Consider the following 16,085-nt stretch of genomic DNA (forward strand, 5'->3'; position numbering starts at 1 on the left):
CTATACTTTAAAAAAACAGATAAATAATTACCTTTACACAATGAGTGAAACCCCTTTAGATCTGCAGATAAAAACCTTACCCAACTCGCCCGGAGTATATCAATACCTGGACGCCGAGGGCACTATTATTTATGTTGGAAAGGCTAAAAATCTTAAAAAAAGAGTAAGTTCTTACTTTAATAAAACCCACGATAATGGTAAAACTCGTGTGCTAGTTAAAAATATAGAGAGTATAAAACATATTGTTGTTGAAACTGAAACCGATGCGCTTTTACTTGAAAACAACTTAATAAAGAAGTACAAGCCACGGTATAATGTCTTGTTAAAAGACGACAAATCGTATCCGTGGATTTGTATTAAAAATGAACGCTTTCCTAGAATTTTTCCTACCCGTCGTATTATAAAAGATGGGAGCCAGTATTTTGGGCCATATACGAGTATGAAAACGGTATCGGTACTTTTGGATTTAATAAAAGGATTATACCAATTAAGAACGTGTACTTACGATTTGGCTCAAGAGAAAATTGAAGCAGATAAATATAAAGTGTGTTTAGAATACCACATAGGAAATTGCAAAGGCCCTTGTGAAGGTTTAGAAACCGAAGCGCATTACCACGAAAATATAGTGGCGATAAAAGAAATCTTAAAAGGGAATTTTAAAGATTCTATAGATGTGTTTAGAGAGCAAATGAGCATTTTTGCCGAGAATATGCAGTTTGAAGAAGCACAGAAGATTAAAGAAAAAATTGAAGTTTTAGAAAATTATCAAGCAAAATCTACAATTATTAATCCGCGAATTAGTAACGTTGATGTATTCTCCATTGTAAGCGACGACAGCTATGGTTATATTAATTTTCTTCAGATATCTTATGGTTCTATTACGAGGTCACATACCTTAGAAATTAAAAAGAAATTAGACGAGGCGGACAAAGAACTTTTAGAACTCGCAATAATTGAAATTAGACAGCGATTCAACTCTAATTCTAGAGAAATATATGTACCTTTTAAGGTGCATCTTGGCGATGAGCTGAAAGTAACGATTCCGCAATTGGGAGATAAAAAGCATATTCTAGATTTATCTATTCGAAATGCTAAATATTACCGAATGGAACGCTTTAAACAAGTAAGAATTACAGATCCAGATCGCCATGTAAAACGTATAATGGCACAGATGAAAACGGATTTGCGTTTAAGTGTAGAGCCACGGCATATAGAATGTTTCGACAATTCGAACATTCAAGGAACAAATCCGGTAGCGGCTTGTGTAGTTTTTAAAAACGGAAAGCCAAGTAAAAAGGATTATAGAAATTTTAATATTAAAACGGTTGTAGGTGCGGACGATTTTGCTTCTATGGAAGAAGTCGTCTACAGAAGATATAAACGATTGTTAGACGAGAACCAACCGTTACCACAACTAATTATAATTGATGGTGGAAAAGGCCAATTATCATCGGCCTTAAAAAGCTTAGACGATTTAGAATTGAGAGGAAAAATAGCCATTATTGGTATTGCAAAACGCTTAGAGGAGCTGTTTTATCCGGGAGACTCCATACCATTGTATTTAGATAAAAAAAGTGAAACCCTTAAAATAATACAACAATTAAGAAACGAAGCGCACCGTTTCGGAATTGAGCACCACAGGAATAAACGTAGCAAAGCCGCGTTAAATACAGAAATGGAAACAATTCCAGGTATTGGTGAAAAAACAATCGTAGATTTGTTAAAAGCGTTCAAATCGGCGAAACGCGTTGCCTATGCAAAGCTAGACGAGTTAGAGGCTGTGATTGGTGTTTCTAGGGCCGAAAAAATTTATAATTACTACCATAAAAATGAAGACTAATAGATGAAGTACCTAATTATTTTAACGCTATTATTAGTCGTTTTAAGTGGTAATATTTATGCCCAAAATGACGGAAATAAAGAACCGAAAGTGGGTCTGGTTTTAAGTGGTGGAGGTGCAAAAGGATTGGCTCATATTGGTGCCTTGAAAGTAATAGATAGTCTCGGTATTCGTGTCGATTATGTTGCGGGTACAAGTATGGGTGCTATTGTAGGGTCGCTATACGCTTCAGGATACTCCGGAAAACAATTAGATTCTATATTTAAAAGAGTAGATTTTAGTAAAATTATTAACGATAATATTCCGCGAGAAGCAAAAACGTTCTACGAGCGCGAAAACTACGAAAAATATGCGGTGACCTTACCTTTCGACAATTTTTCTCTAAAATTACCATCGGCATTATCTCGTGGACAAAACACGTTCAATTTATTATCACGGTTAACGTTGCACGTTTCCAATACGGACGATTTTAGTAAACTTCCTATTCCTTTTTTCTGTATTGCAACAAATATAGAGAATGGGCAGCCCGTGATATTAGATAAGGGCAATTTGGCATTGGCAGTAAAAGCAAGTGGTGCCTTTCCATCGTTGTTTCAACCCGTACTCATTAATGACGAATTGTTAATAGATGGAGGTGTGGTTAATAATTATCCTATAGACGAACTTCGAGCTAAAGGAATGGATGTTATAATAGGTGTCGATGTGCAAGATGGATTGGCGAAGCGAACAGATTTGTCTTCAGCTGCTGCGATATTATTTCAGATAAATAACTTTCGTACCATTAATGATATGAAAGAGAAGTCTAAAAAAACAGATATTTATATCAAACCAGATATTACAAAATTTACGGTGGTGTCTTTCGATTTAGGTGAGAAAATTATTGAAAACGGAGAAGCTGCGGCTGTTTTAAAAATTCCAGAATTAAAAGTCCTTGCCGGACAACAAATTAAAGAACCCTTAGAAATTACAGAACATAAAGTGCCCGACAGCCTTCAAATTAATGATATTTATTTTGAAGGATTACATAATTATACAATGTCTTACGTATTAGGTAAATTTAAGTTTAAACCCTCTGAGAAAATCACTTACGACGCTTTTGTAAGTGGAACAAACAATTTGGTAGGAACAAATAACTTCGATAGTTTTAATTATAAATTGAAACCTTCGAAAAAAAAGGGTGTAGACGGTTACGATTTGTACACAGAATTGAAGGAGACGAAAAAAACAGCTTCTCTAAAATTAGGACTACATTACGACGGGCTATATAAAAGTGCTCTTTTAGTAAATATTACGAACAAGCAGTTGTTATTTAAAAGTGATGTTTTGTCCTTCGATTTTATCGTGGGGGATAATGTGCGGTATAATTTTGATTATTATATCGATAAAGGACATTATTGGAGTATTGGAGTAAGCTCTGAATACAGTGAATTCCAGGCAAACGTATCGGCATCAGGATTATTAACGCCCGAAGAATTGACGCTTTCAGGAGTCAATAAACTAAATACGCAATTAAGCGATTTAAGCAATCGTTTCTTTGTGCAAACGCAATATAAAAACGATTTTAAAATTACTTTAGGCGCGCAACATCAACGTTTAAAAATAAGTACAGAAACCGTAATTGCCGAGTCTAATAAAGAAACTTATTTCGATAAAAGTGATTATGTAAGTTTATATGGCAATATTACATACGATTCTTTCGATGATAAGTACTATCCTTCAAAAGGATTTTATCTTAATGGCGATTTTAATATTTACTTATATTCGTCAGACTATAATAAGGATTTCTCAGAATTTTCAGTGTTAAGCGGTAAGTTGGGCTACGCACAGAGTTTTAGCGATAAGTTTAGCGCTTCAATTATAAACGAAGCGGGTTTAAGTATTAATTCTAACCAAAGTTCATCTTTCGACTATATTCTTGGCGGTTACGCTAAAAACTTTGTAAATAATCTTAAATCCTTTTATGGTTACGACTTTTTATCTATTCGTGGAAATAGTTATATTAAAGCCACCATTCAAGCCGATTACGAAGTGTTTAAAAAAAACCACATTTTATTAGCAGCAAACTATGCTAATATTGAAAATGATTTATTCGATACTGTAGGTTGGTTTGCGTGGCCAACTTACTCTGGTTATGCTTTAGGTTATGGGGTGGAAACCTTTTTAGGCCCCATCGAAGCACGTTATACGTGGTCTCCAGACACTCAAGAAAGTTACTGGTTTTTTAATTTGGGTTTCTGGTTTTAGTGTTTCTTGCTAAAAAACGGAAGTGACTTCTTTTTTAAATGTGTTATACGTCTCAGGTGAGTTAAAAACAGCCTCAAAATCAGTGGTTTTAAATATTCGCGTTACGAGTTATTCAATTACATTTTATAAACTCCAAAAAATTAACGATATTTGTTGGTAATGAAACACTTTTGGCAAGACTTATTATCGCATTTAAAATTCCTTATAAAGAGGAACCCAGAATGATGCTATATAATTAACAATCAAATTATTGTTTAATTATTAAAAAAATTATTATGCCTTTTTACCATAAATTAGGAAAGATTCCACCAAAGCGCCACACGCAATTTAGAAAACCTGATGGCAGCTTGTATGCCGAACAACTATTTGGTACTATTGGTTTCGATGGGATGTCTACAAATTCGTATCACGAACACAGACCAACCCAAGTTAAAGAAATTAGAAAGCAATATAGTGTTGCACCTAAAATAGCGAAAGAAAACCATATACAATCCTATCGTTTAAGAGGGTTTCAAGTAACACCAGAAAACGATTATTTAGAAAGTCGTAAAACGGTATTAACCAACAGCGATTGTAGTATTATTTTAGCGGCTCCTAAACAGTTGCAAACCGACTATTTTTATAAAAACTCAGACGCAGACGAGCTTATTTTTATTCACAAGGGTACCGGTAAATTACGCACGCATTTAGGTAATTTGGACTTTAAATACGGCGACTATTTATTAGTGCCAAGAGGTGTTATCTATAAAATAGACTTCGATACTGAAGATAACCGCTTGTTTATTGTCGAATCTCGACGCCCTATCTACACACCAAAACGGTACCGTAATTATTTCGGACAATTATTAGAACATTCTCCGTTTTGCGAGCGCGATCTGCGTCAGCCGCAAGAGTTAGAAACACACAACGAAACAGGAGACTTTATTATAAAAGTTAAAAAGCAAGACGATATCTTCGAAATGGTTTACGCAACGCATCCTTTCGATGTTGTGGGCTACGACGGGTATAACTATCCGTACGCCTTTTCAATTCACGATTTCGAACCCATAACAGGGCGTATTCACCAACCGCCACCAGTGCATCAAACTTTCGAAACCGATGCCTTCGTGGTCTGCAGTTTCGTGCCACGACTGTACGATTACCACCCCGACAGTATTCCTGCGCCGTACAACCACAGTAATATAGACAGCGATGAGGTCTTGTATTATGTCGATGGTGATTTTATGAGCCGAAATGATATCGCAGCCGGACACATCTCATTACACCCTGCCGGAATTCCTCACGGTCCACACCCCGGAGCAACCGAGCGCAGTATTGGGAAAGTAAAAACCGATGAACTCGCCGTTATGGTAGACACCTTTAAACCCTTAAAAGTAACCGAAGAAGCACTTAAAATTGCAGACGAAGAGTACTTTAAATCGTGGTTAGAGTAATTTAAAGAAGGAGCTATTTCCTGCTTTCCGCTACATCTTTTTTAAAGAAAAATTAAAAAAGGATACCGCATCAATCAGGGCTAAAAACAAAACAATAACACAATTTTAAGTGAATTATTTAATTAGAAGTCAAACGCCATTTTAAACGGGGCTTTCCAATTAATGCACTATTATAAAAATATATATTATGAGTAAAAAAGACATACAATCAGTAGAGTACGGATTAGAAAAAATATTTGAAGGCGCACAAGATTTTTTGCCACTATTAGGTACCGATTACATAGAGTTTTATGTGGGTAATGCTAAACAAGCCGCACACTTTTATAAAACAGCATTCGGTTTTCAATCTTACGCCTACAAAGGGTTAGAAACAGGGTCTAGAGATTCTGTGAGCTACGTGTTAAAGCAAGATAAAATCCGTTTAGTATTAACAACGCCATTAAACAGTAAATCGCCAATAAACGACCATATTGTAAAACATGGTGATGGTGTAAAAGTTATTGCTTTGTGGGTGGACGATGCTAGAAAAGCGTACGAAGAAACTACAAAACGTGGTGCGAAATCGTATTTGGAGCCAATCGCAGAAAAAGATGAGTTTGGAGAAGTGGTAAAAGCTGGTATTTACACGTATGGCGAAACCGTACATATGTTTGTAGAGCGCAAAAACTACAGCGGTACATTTATGCCAGGATTCGTAGAGTGGAAATCAGATTACAATCCTGAGCCAACCGGTTTAAAATTTATAGACCATATGGTAGGAAACGTAGGATGGAATGAAATGAATACGTGGGTAAAATGGTATGAAGATGTTATGGGTTTTGTGAACTTTTTATCGTTCGATGACAAGCAAATACACACCGAATATTCAGCATTAATGAGTAAGGTGATGAGTAATGGTAACGGACGTATAAAATTTCCAATTAACGAGCCTGCCGAAGGTAAAAAACGCTCTCAAATTGAGGAGTATTTAGACTTTTATGAAGGGTCTGGTGTACAGCACATTGCTGTAGCAACAGACGATATTATAACAACAGTTGCCAAACTAAAATCTCGTGGAATAGAATTTCTGTCTACACCACCAGAAGAATATTATAATGCCGTTCCAGGACGATTAGAGGAGTACAGTCATGAGCTTAGAGAAGATATCGAAGCGCTTAAGAAATTAGGGATTATGATTGATGCTGACGAAGAAGGTTACTTACTTCAAATCTTTACAAAACCATTAGAAGATAGACCAACATTGTTTTTTGAGGTGATTCAGAGAATGGGAGCCAAAGGTTTTGGAGCAGGAAATTTTAAAGCGTTGTTCGAATCTATAGAAAGAGAACAAGCATTAAGAGGAACACTTTAACAAAATTTTATTACAAATAAATTGAAAAATGCTACCGCTTATGTCGGTGGCATTTTTTTGTTTTATATTTTTGGAATAGTAATTGTATTCTATATTACAATAGCTTTAAAGCCGTTATAATAAAATACCTCACAATATGAAAAAAATAGTAGTACTAATCGTTGCCTTCTTTATAGTTCATGTAGCCACTTCTCAAGAAAGCGCTTTTGGAGAAGGAGAGTGGTTTAGATTCAAAATGAGTTATAGCGGCTTTCTCAAAGCTGGAAATGCTACCTTAGCGGTAAACGAAACCTCGCTTAACGGAAACGAAGTCTATCACGTTGTAGGAAAAGGATGGACTACTGGAATGATAAAATGGTTTTTTAAAGTAAAAGATAGGTACGAAAGTTATTTTGATAGACATACAATGTTGCCCTATAAATTTGTTAGAGATATCAACGAGGGTGGACATAAAAAAAATCTAGAAATCAATTTTAATCAAACAAAAAACGAAGCTCTAGTCCATAACAAAAAGCATAATACAAAAAAGTCAATAACCACCAAACCCAATATTCAAGATATGGTGTCTACTTTTTATTATTTGCGTAATAAACTAGATATTTCTACACTTAGAATTGGCGATGAGGTTACACTAGATATGTTCTTTGATGAAGAAAACTATGGTTTTAAATTGAAGTATTTAGGCGAAGAAAGTATAGATACCGATTTTGGTACTGTCGCGTCATTAAAATTTAGACCGTATGTTATGGCAGGTCGTGTTTTTAAAGAAGAAGAAAGTTTAACTCTATGGGTTTCAAAAGACAAAAATAAAGTACCTTTACGCATCAAAGCAGATTTGGCTGTAGGTTCGTTAAGAGCAGATTTAGACGCTTTTAAAGGCCTTAAGCATCCATTCAAAATTATAGTAAACAACTAATGAATACCAAAAAAGATATAACCGACCAACTTAGAGATAAATACGAAGCTATAAATCAAGATGTAGACGTTCATTTGGATGGCTTGTTGCACTCGAAACCTATAAATTATTGGGAGTATATTCAAACCGATGCTTTACTAAGTCTTCAAAATCAACGCACAACGTTACCAGACGAGATGGTGTTTTTAATGTATCACCAAGTCAACGAATTGTTATTTAAAATGATCCTTTGGGAAATTGAGCAAGTCGCAAAGAAAGAAAATATTGACGCGGCGTTTTTCGAAGATAAATTAATGCGTGTTAGTCGTTATTTCGATATGTTAACCTCTTCATTTAACGTTATGCGTGAAGGAATGGATGTCGCACAATACAATAAATTCCGACATACTTTAACACCAGCAAGTGGTTTTCAAAGTGCGCAATACAGAAAGATAGAATTTGCTTCTACCGAGCTAATTAACTTAATAGACAAAAGGTTTAGAGCTACTATAGACCGCAACACCCCTTTCGAGCACGCTTTCGAGCACTTGTATTGGCAAGCAGCAGGAAAAGATTATAAAACTGGAAAAAAAACCTATACATTAACAGTTTTCGAAGAGAAATACAAAGATGAATTTATTAGATTTGTCAAATTCTATAACACGCATAATTTATGGAGCACTTTTAAAGGGTTGCCTAAAGCGGTTAGAGAAAATGAAGACCTAATAAAAGCAATGCGTCACTTAGATTACACGGTCAATATTACGTGGGTTATGGCGCATTACAATACAGCAAACCACTATTTAAAAATTGGTGGAAAAGCAGTAGAGGCAACAGGAGGAAGTGAATGGGTAAAGTATATGCACCCAAAATATCAAAAAAGAATATTTTTTCCAGACTTATGGAGCGAACAAGAGCAAGCAGATTGGGGCAAAGATGTATAATTATAGTTATACTTTTTATAACGTTATATAGTTGTAAGAAAGAAGAGCAACAGATAGACACTTTAGAGACCGTATTAATTGAAGAGCCAGAAGACCTTTTTGAATTTGGCTTTAATCTTAATGACTACGTCGTTAAAAGAGATACGGTAAAAAAAGGAGACAGTTTTGGTGAAATACTAGAACGTAACCAGTTAGGGTATTCTACGATTTTTAAAATTGCAGAACGCGCTAGAGACACCTTCGATATTAGGAAACTTCAGGTGGGAAAACCGTACACCATTCTATGTTCTAACGACTCTTTACAACAACCAAAATGTTTTATTTACCAGCCAAATAAAACAGATTATGTCGTTATAAATTTTCAAGATTCAATTCACGCTTATACCAGTTCGAAACCTATAAAATATGTAGAAAGAGAAATTTCTGGAATTATTACTTCAAATATTTCAGAAGCCTTAAGTCAGCAAGGAAAAAGTATCGCTTTGGCCTATAAAATGGCCGATGTTTACGCTTGGACCATCGATTTTACTAGACTTCAAAAAAACGACAAGTTTAAAGTTATTTATACCGAAAGATATATTGACGATTCAATTTATGCGGGTATTCAAACTATAAAAGCTGCGTATTTTGAGCATAACAAACGTCCGCTTTATGCTTTCCAATTTGAAACCGATAGCCTTAAAGGTATTAAAGATTATTTTAACGATGAAGCTAAAAATTTGCGTCGCGCCTTTTTAAAATCACCGGTTAAATTTCAACGTATTTCGTCGCGGTATAATTTAAACAGACGCATTGCTTTATATGGTAACAGAGTACGCCCTCACAAAGGCACCGATTTCGCCGCCGGCACCGGAACACCCATTATGGCAACGGCAAATGGTACGGTAATCGCATCAGAGAAACGGGGCGGTAACGGTAATTATGTAAAAATTAAACACAATGCGACCTACTCTACGCAATACCTTCATATGAGTAAACGAAAGTCTAAAGTGGGAGACTTCGTGGGGCAAGGTGATGTTATTGGTTGGGTTGGTATGACCGGAAATACCTCAGGGCCACACGTGTGCTACCGTTTCTGGAAAAACGGAAAGCAAGTGGACCCCTTTAAACAAGATTTACCAGACGCTGAGCCTATTTCAGATAAATTAAAAATCAAATATTTAGAGTTTATAAAACCTATAAAGCAACAATTGGATGCTGTCGAATACCAACTTTTTGAAGAATCGGAAGTGATTGAAAATGCACTAACCGAAACTTTAAATAGCGATAACGTTGCCGATATAGACTAAGAAACAATGAATATATCTTCAATAAACCCTACGCAAACTAAATCTTGGAAAGCTCTAGAGCAGCACTTTAATGCTATTAAAGAGGTTGAAATGAGTGCCTTATTTTCAAAAGATTTAGATCGTGCACAGAGATTTACCATTAAGTGGGAAGATTTTTATGTCGATTATTCTAAAAACAGAATAACAGAAGAAACGATGCAACTCCTTTTAAATTTAGCTGATGAGTTAAAGTTAAAAGAAGCAATTTCTTCTTACTTTTCTGGGGAGCCTATAAATCATACAGAAAAGAGAGCTGTTTTACATACCGCTTTAAGAGCAAATGCTACCGATACGGTGTGTGTAAAAGGCAAAAATGTAATTCCTGAGATTAATGAGGTTAAGGAAAAAATTAAAAATTTTACGCATTGCATCGTTAGCGGAAACCAAAAGGGATTCTCCGGAAAAGCGTTTACAGATATTGTAAATATTGGTGTTGGCGGGAGTGATCTGGGACCCGCGATGGTGGTAGATTCTCTTCGTTTTTATAAGAATCATCTTAAAACTCATTTTATAAGTAATATAGATGGTGATCATATTAGTGAAACCTTAGCGCAATTAAACCCAGAAACAACGCTATTTATAATTGTTTCTAAAACCTTTACAACGCAAGAGACGTTAGCAAATGCTAATACCGTAAAGGAGTGGTTTTTAAAAGCAGGCACGCAAAAAGATATAGAAAAACACTTTGTAGCGGTGTCTTCAAATATAAAAAAAGTAACAACTTTTGGCATCCACGAAGACAATATTTTTGCGATTTGGAACTGGGTTGGTGGTCGTTTTTCATTATGGAGTGCTGTAGGCTTAACCATTAGCTTGTCTTTAGGATTTTCAAATTTTGAAAGTCTATTAAAAGGCGCTAATAAAATGGACACCCATTTTAAAACTGAAGATTTTAAAACAAATATTCCTGTTGTTCTGGCCTTGTTAAGTGTTTGGTATAATAATTTTTTTAAGTCGGAAACCGAAGCGGTTATCGCCTATTCTCAATACCTTAATAAACTAACCAGTTATTTGCAGCAAGGTATAATGGAAAGTAATGGTAAAAGTGTCGATAGAAATGGGTTGCCGGTAGACTACCAGACGGGAACCATTGTATGGGGAGAACCAGGCACGAATTCGCAACATGCTTTCTTTCAATTAATACATCAAGGTACAAAGTTAATACCTGTTGATTTTATTGGTTTTGCTGAAAGTTTATTCGGTAACCAATCGCATCATGACAAATTAATCTCTAATTATGTTGCCCAAACGGAAGCTTTATTGCACGGAAAAAAGAGAGAAGATGTTATTAATGACTTGATCTCTAAGAAGGTAACGCAAGACACGATAGATCGCATATTACCATTTAAAGTGTTTGAAGGCAATAAGCCTACAAATTCAATCTTTATTAATAAACTAACACCAGAAAGTTTAGGAGAGTTGCTAGCAATGTATGAGCATAAAATATTTGTTCAAGGCATTATTTGGAATATTTATAGCTACGATCAATACGGTGTAGAGCTCGGTAAACAATTAGCTAATACTATCTTATCTGAGATTAATGAGGAGAAAACTAGCGTTCACGACGCTTCTACACGTAACCTTTTAGCCCATTACAAGTCTTTAAAATAGGGTATTGTTAAAAACTTTGTTGATATTTTTACTTAGTAATCATTTGAAATGTAAGTTGTTATGTTACTTTAGCAATAATAATTAAATGTTAACCTTAAGTTAATGGTAAATATTTAAGATTATCTGTATTTTTGCACAAAATATTAAAAATATCAATAGTTAATTTAACAAGATGAAGAACTCAATCAAATTTTTGTTTTTTGCAGTAACGCTAATGTTGTCTGCTAACACAATGGCTCAGAGCATAGTAACAGGTACTGTGCTGGATCCAGAATCGAACGAGCCTTTACCGGCAGTAAACGTTATTGAAGTAGGTACAACCAATGGTGTTTCTACAGATTTTGACGGTAATTTTAGCCTAAAAACTTCTTCGGAAGCGGGTAAAATCGTTATCTCTTATGTAGGTTACGAGAAGAAGTCGTTATCTTTTAAAGGAAATACTTCTCTGGGTACAATTAAATTATTGTCTGACAACACTTTAGAAGAGGTTGTAATTACAGGTTCTGGTATTATCGATTTAGCAGAAGATAGAAATACGCCAGTGGCTGTATCTACTATTAAAGCAGCAGAAATTCAGGAGAAAGCCGGGAACTGGGATTTACCAGAGATTTTAAAATCTACGCCTTCTGTACAGAACATTAAAGGTGGTGGATTTGGTGAAGGATCAATGTATTTACGTGGTTTTGACCAAACCAATACAGCATTTTTATTAAACGGACAGCCAATTAATGGTATGGAAGACGGTAAAATGTACTGGTCTAACTGGTCTGGTGTATTAGATGTAGCAAACGCAGTACAAGTACAACGTGGTTTAGGATCTTCTAAATTAGCAATTTCTTCTGTAGGTGGTACGGTAAATATCGTAACGAAGTCAATAGATAGAAGAGAAGGTGGTTTTGTGCAGCAAATGGTTGGAAACGACGATTATACAAAAACAACAGCCTACTATTCTACCGGTGTAAACGAAAAAGGATGGTCTTTTGCAAGTTTATTAGGTCACTGGCAAGGTGATGGTTATGTAGATTATACAGGAGGCCAGGGCCAAACTTACTTTTTCTCTGTAGGTTACCAACCTAACGACGACCATACGTTGAACGTATTGTTAACAGGTGCTCCACAATGGCACGCTGCGGCAGGTAGAGGTTCTATAGGAACATTTTTAGAAAACGGAAGACGCTATAACGATTGGAACGAAACAGGTATTGCGAGTCCAAATCTTATCGAAGGTAAATACCCAAGTGGAAGAAATATCTACCATAAACCGGTAGCAAATCTATCCTGGGATTGGACAATTGATGATAATTCTTCATTATCTACAGTGCTTTATGGTTCTTTAGGTCGAGGTGCTTTTGCTTCATTAACTAAAGATGATAATGGTGATTTTTACGCACGTAGCTCGAACAATAATCATAACTGGTTTGGGTTAGTTTCAAATTATACTACAGAGTTAAGCGAAACGTTAACGCTTAATGCTGGAGCGGATGTAAGAACGTATAACGGTATTCACTTTAGAGGCGTAACAGAATTTTTAGGTCAAAACTCTATAAACGAAAGCAGTACATTTTTAGGAGATTATACGATTTCTGAAGAGTACGGTATTAGTCCATGGGGAATGGTATTCAATACGAATACTACTGTTGGTGATCGTTTAGGATATAACTATGAAGAAGTAATCACGTATTATGGTTTATTCGGTCAGTTAGAGTATTCTCAAGATGATATTTCAGCGTTCTTTCAAGGAGCCTTATCAAATCAAGATCATTTAGTTACGAACGAGTTTAACTACGATGATTCTAGAGAATCTGAAAAAGTGTCTAATATTGGGTATAACTTAAAGGCTGGTGCAGCTTACGCTATTAACGACTCTAATAAAGTATTTGTTAATGCGGGTTACTATTCTCGTCAGCCTTTCCATGACAACTTACTAGACAATAATAGAAACAGCGTTGATTTAATTAATCCAGCGGTAGACAATGAAAAAATTACAGGTTTAGAAGCAGGGTATCAATTTGGAGGAGAATTGTTTTCTGCTAACTTTAACATTTATCACACGATTTGGGCTAATAGAACAGATCCAAGTACAAATGGTAAAAACCAAGAATCTGCCGAGTATAGAGCCTTTCAAAATTTAGGGCAAAAACAAGTGCACAGTGGTGTTGAGTTAGAAGTATTCACGCGCCCAATGCAAAACTTAAAAGTAAAAGGGTATTTATCTTTAGGAGATTGGAAATATAAAGGAGAAGTGACAAGAAGAACTTTTGATGCTGATGGTGTTCAAATTGGTGAAGAAGAAAAAATTGATATCGACGATTTAAACGTCGGTGGTGCGGCTAAGGTAACTGGAGGGGTTTCTGCAGATTACGAAATCTTACCAAGATTTAGTTTTGATACCTCATGGAACTGGTATAACGATCAGCATTCGGAAGGGAACTTTAGTAAAGAAGCACCTCCTGTATCTTTACCATCTTACGATACGGTAGATGCTGGTTTATCTTTTAAAGCTTTAGTGGGAAAAGACAAGACAAATTCAATTCAATTTAGAGTAAACATCAACAACGTGTTTGATGAAGTGTATTTAGAGTCTGTATTTGGAACTGATGCAGCGTCAGCAGATCCAACTGAAAACTATAAAGGAATCAATAAAGATAATAATGGACGTTTTGGTTACGGAAGAACTTGGAATACTAGTATCCGTTTTAACTTCTAATTAGAAAAATTAAAATTATATGCAATTTAAACCGCTTCATCGTATTGAAGCGGTTTTTTTATGCTTTATAATTATTACATTTGTTTTAATTAAAAAATATATAAGAATATGTATACAGTAGTAAAAGATCTTCATTCGTATTGGGCCTATTTAGTAGTATTTATGGTGGTTATAGGAGCCTTTAATGCGCTTGTTAAGTTTTTTGGAAAGAAAGAATATGGAAACAATGATTTTAGAATCGCTTTGTTTACTTTAATTGTTACACACATTCAGCTTTTAATTGGCTTAGTGTTATATTTCACCTCGCCTTTAGGCTTAAATAGTATAATAACTAATGGAATGGGAGGCTTAACGTCTTACATGCGTTTATTAGCAGTAGAGCACCCGTTTGTTGCTATTCTAGCAGTTGTCTTTATTACTATTGGATACTCTAAACATAAAAAGAAACTAAGCTCTACAGGGAAGTTTAAACCATTAGCTATATTTTACACTATTGGTATGCTTCTAATTCTATCTAGAATTCCTTGGAGTAACTGGATTTAACAGTTAATTATATTACAACAAAAAGGAGCTTGATTAAATACTTAAGCTCCTTTTTTTTAGTTGTAATAAGTGGGTTTATTCCACTTCCTTTATTAAATAAACATACACTGGAAAGTGATCACTATAACCTTCTGTAAAACTACCATTTCCAAAACTTCTAAAAGGGTATCCTTTATAGCGCCCAGTCGTGTTTATCAAGTAATTTTTATTAAAAATACCTGCTTTATAAAACTTAAACGATTGGTAACCCTCTTCAATAAAGGGCTTTGTTAACATCATTTGGTCAAATAAACTCCAGCTATCTCTATAAGCATTAGAGCCTTGGCCTTTTTTAAAAAGCGTTATCATAGGGTTGTAAATGCCTTTAAGTGCGACCTGTTTCTTTTTTCTTTCGGCTTTTAAAACATCTTTTACACTGGCATTGTTAGGGTTGTCGTTTAAATCTCCCATTATAATAATTTTAGCGTACGGGTCTATAACTTGTAAAGAATCTATAATATGTTTGCTTAGTTTTGCTGCAGCTACGCGTTTCGCTCTACTGCGCTCTTCTCCACCACGACGCGATGGCCAGTGGTTAACAATAAAGTGCATTGTTTCTCCGTCCAGCTTGCCAGTAACAAGAAGTTGATCTCTAGTATAAATACGTTTTCTAGAAGCGTTATCGAAAATTTTTAAGGTGTGCGCACTTTTAGATATTAGTTGAAATAAGTCTTTCTGATACATTAAAGCGACATCAATTCCACGCCTATCTGGAGAATCGAAATGTACAATACCATAATCTTTATTAAGTAATTCAGGGGCATTTGCCAGGTCCTCTATAACGGTTCTGTTTTCCACTTCACAAATGCCTATTACGGCCGGTGAATTACCGGTATCACTTAATCCGATATCAGAAATCACTTTCGCCATATTGCGCACTTTCTTTTTGTAAATGCCTTCTCGATCGGATTTAATTTCCATTATGGGACTCGCTTCATCATTTTTTGACGTGTCATCTACCGCGTCGAATAGATTTTCAAGATTATAAAAGGCCACAGTGTGAATTTTATACTTCTTTTCCTCCTGGGCGTTAACACCTACAAAGGCTATGATTAAAAACGCGGTAAACAGCAATTTAATAGTGTTCATGAATTTAATAGTATGTTAAAGTTGTTGTATGTGATAAAAACATTATTAAAGGTAGATATTT

11 protein-coding genes are annotated in these 16,085 nt (G+C 35.3%); 10 read left to right on the forward strand and 1 reads right to left on the reverse strand.

Going from position 1 to position 16,085, the window contains the following annotated elements; translation table 11 throughout:
* Positions 1–40 precede the first annotated feature (40 nt).
* From uvrC to ES676_RS06095, 10 genes are all read left to right on the forward strand, one after another.
* Entirely contained in the window at positions 41–1,840 is a 1,800-nt protein-coding gene (gene uvrC, locus ES676_RS06050; RefSeq protein ID WP_148369365.1) for an excinuclease ABC subunit UvrC, read from the forward strand.
* 3 nt (positions 1,841–1,843) lie between these two features.
* Complete coding sequence (locus ES676_RS06055; RefSeq protein ID WP_148369366.1) at positions 1,844–4,084, forward strand: patatin-like phospholipase family protein; 2,241 nt, start codon at positions 1,844–1,846, stop codon at positions 4,082–4,084.
* Between the two features lie 275 nt (positions 4,085–4,359).
* Entirely contained in the window at positions 4,360–5,517 is a 1,158-nt protein-coding gene (locus tag ES676_RS06060; RefSeq protein WP_148369368.1) for a homogentisate 1,2-dioxygenase, read from the forward strand.
* 187 nt (positions 5,518–5,704) lie between these two features.
* On the forward strand, positions 5,705–6,868 hold the full coding sequence (gene hppD, locus ES676_RS06065) for a 4-hydroxyphenylpyruvate dioxygenase (protein WP_148369370.1): 1,164 nt from the start codon (positions 5,705–5,707) through the stop codon (positions 6,866–6,868).
* A gap of 136 nt (positions 6,869–7,004) precedes the next feature.
* A complete protein-coding gene (locus ES676_RS06070; protein ID WP_148369372.1) occupies positions 7,005–7,784 on the forward strand; it encodes a DUF3108 domain-containing protein in 780 nt (259 codons plus the stop codon).
* On the forward strand, positions 7,784–8,707 hold the full coding sequence (locus ES676_RS06075) for a tryptophan 2,3-dioxygenase family protein (protein ID WP_148369374.1): 924 nt from the start codon (positions 7,784–7,786) through the stop codon (positions 8,705–8,707). Before ES676_RS06070 ends, ES676_RS06075 begins: the two co-directional genes overlap by 1 nt.
* Positions 8,665–9,996 (forward strand): peptidoglycan DD-metalloendopeptidase family protein, encoded by a 1,332-nt coding sequence (locus ES676_RS06080; protein WP_148369376.1) that lies wholly within the window; start codon positions 8,665–8,667, stop codon positions 9,994–9,996. The genes ES676_RS06075 and ES676_RS06080 overlap by 43 nt, the downstream gene beginning before the upstream one ends.
* Positions 9,997–10,002: 6 nt before the next feature.
* Positions 10,003–11,646, forward strand: coding sequence for a glucose-6-phosphate isomerase (pgi, locus tag ES676_RS06085; RefSeq protein ID WP_148369378.1), 1,644 nt, complete (start codon positions 10,003–10,005; stop codon positions 11,644–11,646).
* 232 nt (positions 11,647–11,878) lie between these two features.
* Positions 11,879–14,353 carry a TonB-dependent receptor gene (locus tag ES676_RS06090; protein ID WP_246130317.1) on the forward strand — a complete coding sequence of 825 codons (2,475 nt, stop codon included), beginning with the start codon at positions 11,879–11,881 and terminating at the stop codon, positions 14,351–14,353.
* Positions 14,354–14,461: 108 nt separating this feature from the next.
* Positions 14,462–14,896: a hypothetical protein gene (locus ES676_RS06095; protein ID WP_148369382.1), complete on the forward strand. Its 435-nt coding sequence runs from the start codon at positions 14,462–14,464 to the stop codon at positions 14,894–14,896.
* Positions 14,897–14,971: 75 nt separating this feature from the next.
* On the opposite strand, the gene ES676_RS06100 is transcribed toward ES676_RS06095, so the two are convergent.
* A complete protein-coding gene (locus ES676_RS06100; protein WP_148369384.1) occupies positions 14,972–16,024 on the reverse strand; it encodes an endonuclease/exonuclease/phosphatase family protein in 1,053 nt (350 codons plus the stop codon).
* Between the last annotated feature and the right edge of the window lie 61 nt (positions 16,025–16,085).

The sequence above is a fragment of the Bizionia saleffrena genome (assembly GCF_008086175.1).
Taxonomy (GTDB): Bacteria; Bacteroidota; Bacteroidia; order Flavobacteriales; family Flavobacteriaceae; genus Bizionia; species Bizionia saleffrena.

Coding starts and splice junctions, on each gene's coding strand:
- uvrC (WP_148369365.1), top strand. CDS start 41: ATGAGTGAAACCCCTTTAGATCTGCAGATAAAAACCTTACCCAACTCG.
- ES676_RS06055 (WP_148369366.1), top strand. CDS start 1,844: ATGAAGTACCTAATTATTTTAACGCTATTATTAGTCGTTTTAAGTGGT.
- ES676_RS06060 (WP_148369368.1), top strand. CDS start 4,360: ATGCCTTTTTACCATAAATTAGGAAAGATTCCACCAAAGCGCCACACG.
- hppD (WP_148369370.1), top strand. CDS start 5,705: ATGAGTAAAAAAGACATACAATCAGTAGAGTACGGATTAGAAAAAATA.
- ES676_RS06070 (WP_148369372.1), top strand. CDS start 7,005: ATGAAAAAAATAGTAGTACTAATCGTTGCCTTCTTTATAGTTCATGTA.
- ES676_RS06075 (WP_148369374.1), top strand. CDS start 7,784: ATGAATACCAAAAAAGATATAACCGACCAACTTAGAGATAAATACGAA.
- ES676_RS06080 (WP_148369376.1), top strand. CDS start 8,665: ATGGAGCGAACAAGAGCAAGCAGATTGGGGCAAAGATGTATAATTATA.
- pgi (WP_148369378.1), top strand. CDS start 10,003: ATGAATATATCTTCAATAAACCCTACGCAAACTAAATCTTGGAAAGCT.
- ES676_RS06090 (WP_246130317.1), top strand. CDS start 11,879: ATGGCTCAGAGCATAGTAACAGGTACTGTGCTGGATCCAGAATCGAAC.
- ES676_RS06095 (WP_148369382.1), top strand. CDS start 14,462: ATGTATACAGTAGTAAAAGATCTTCATTCGTATTGGGCCTATTTAGTA.
- ES676_RS06100 (WP_148369384.1), bottom strand. CDS start 16,024: ATGAACACTATTAAATTGCTGTTTACCGCGTTTTTAATCATAGCCTTT.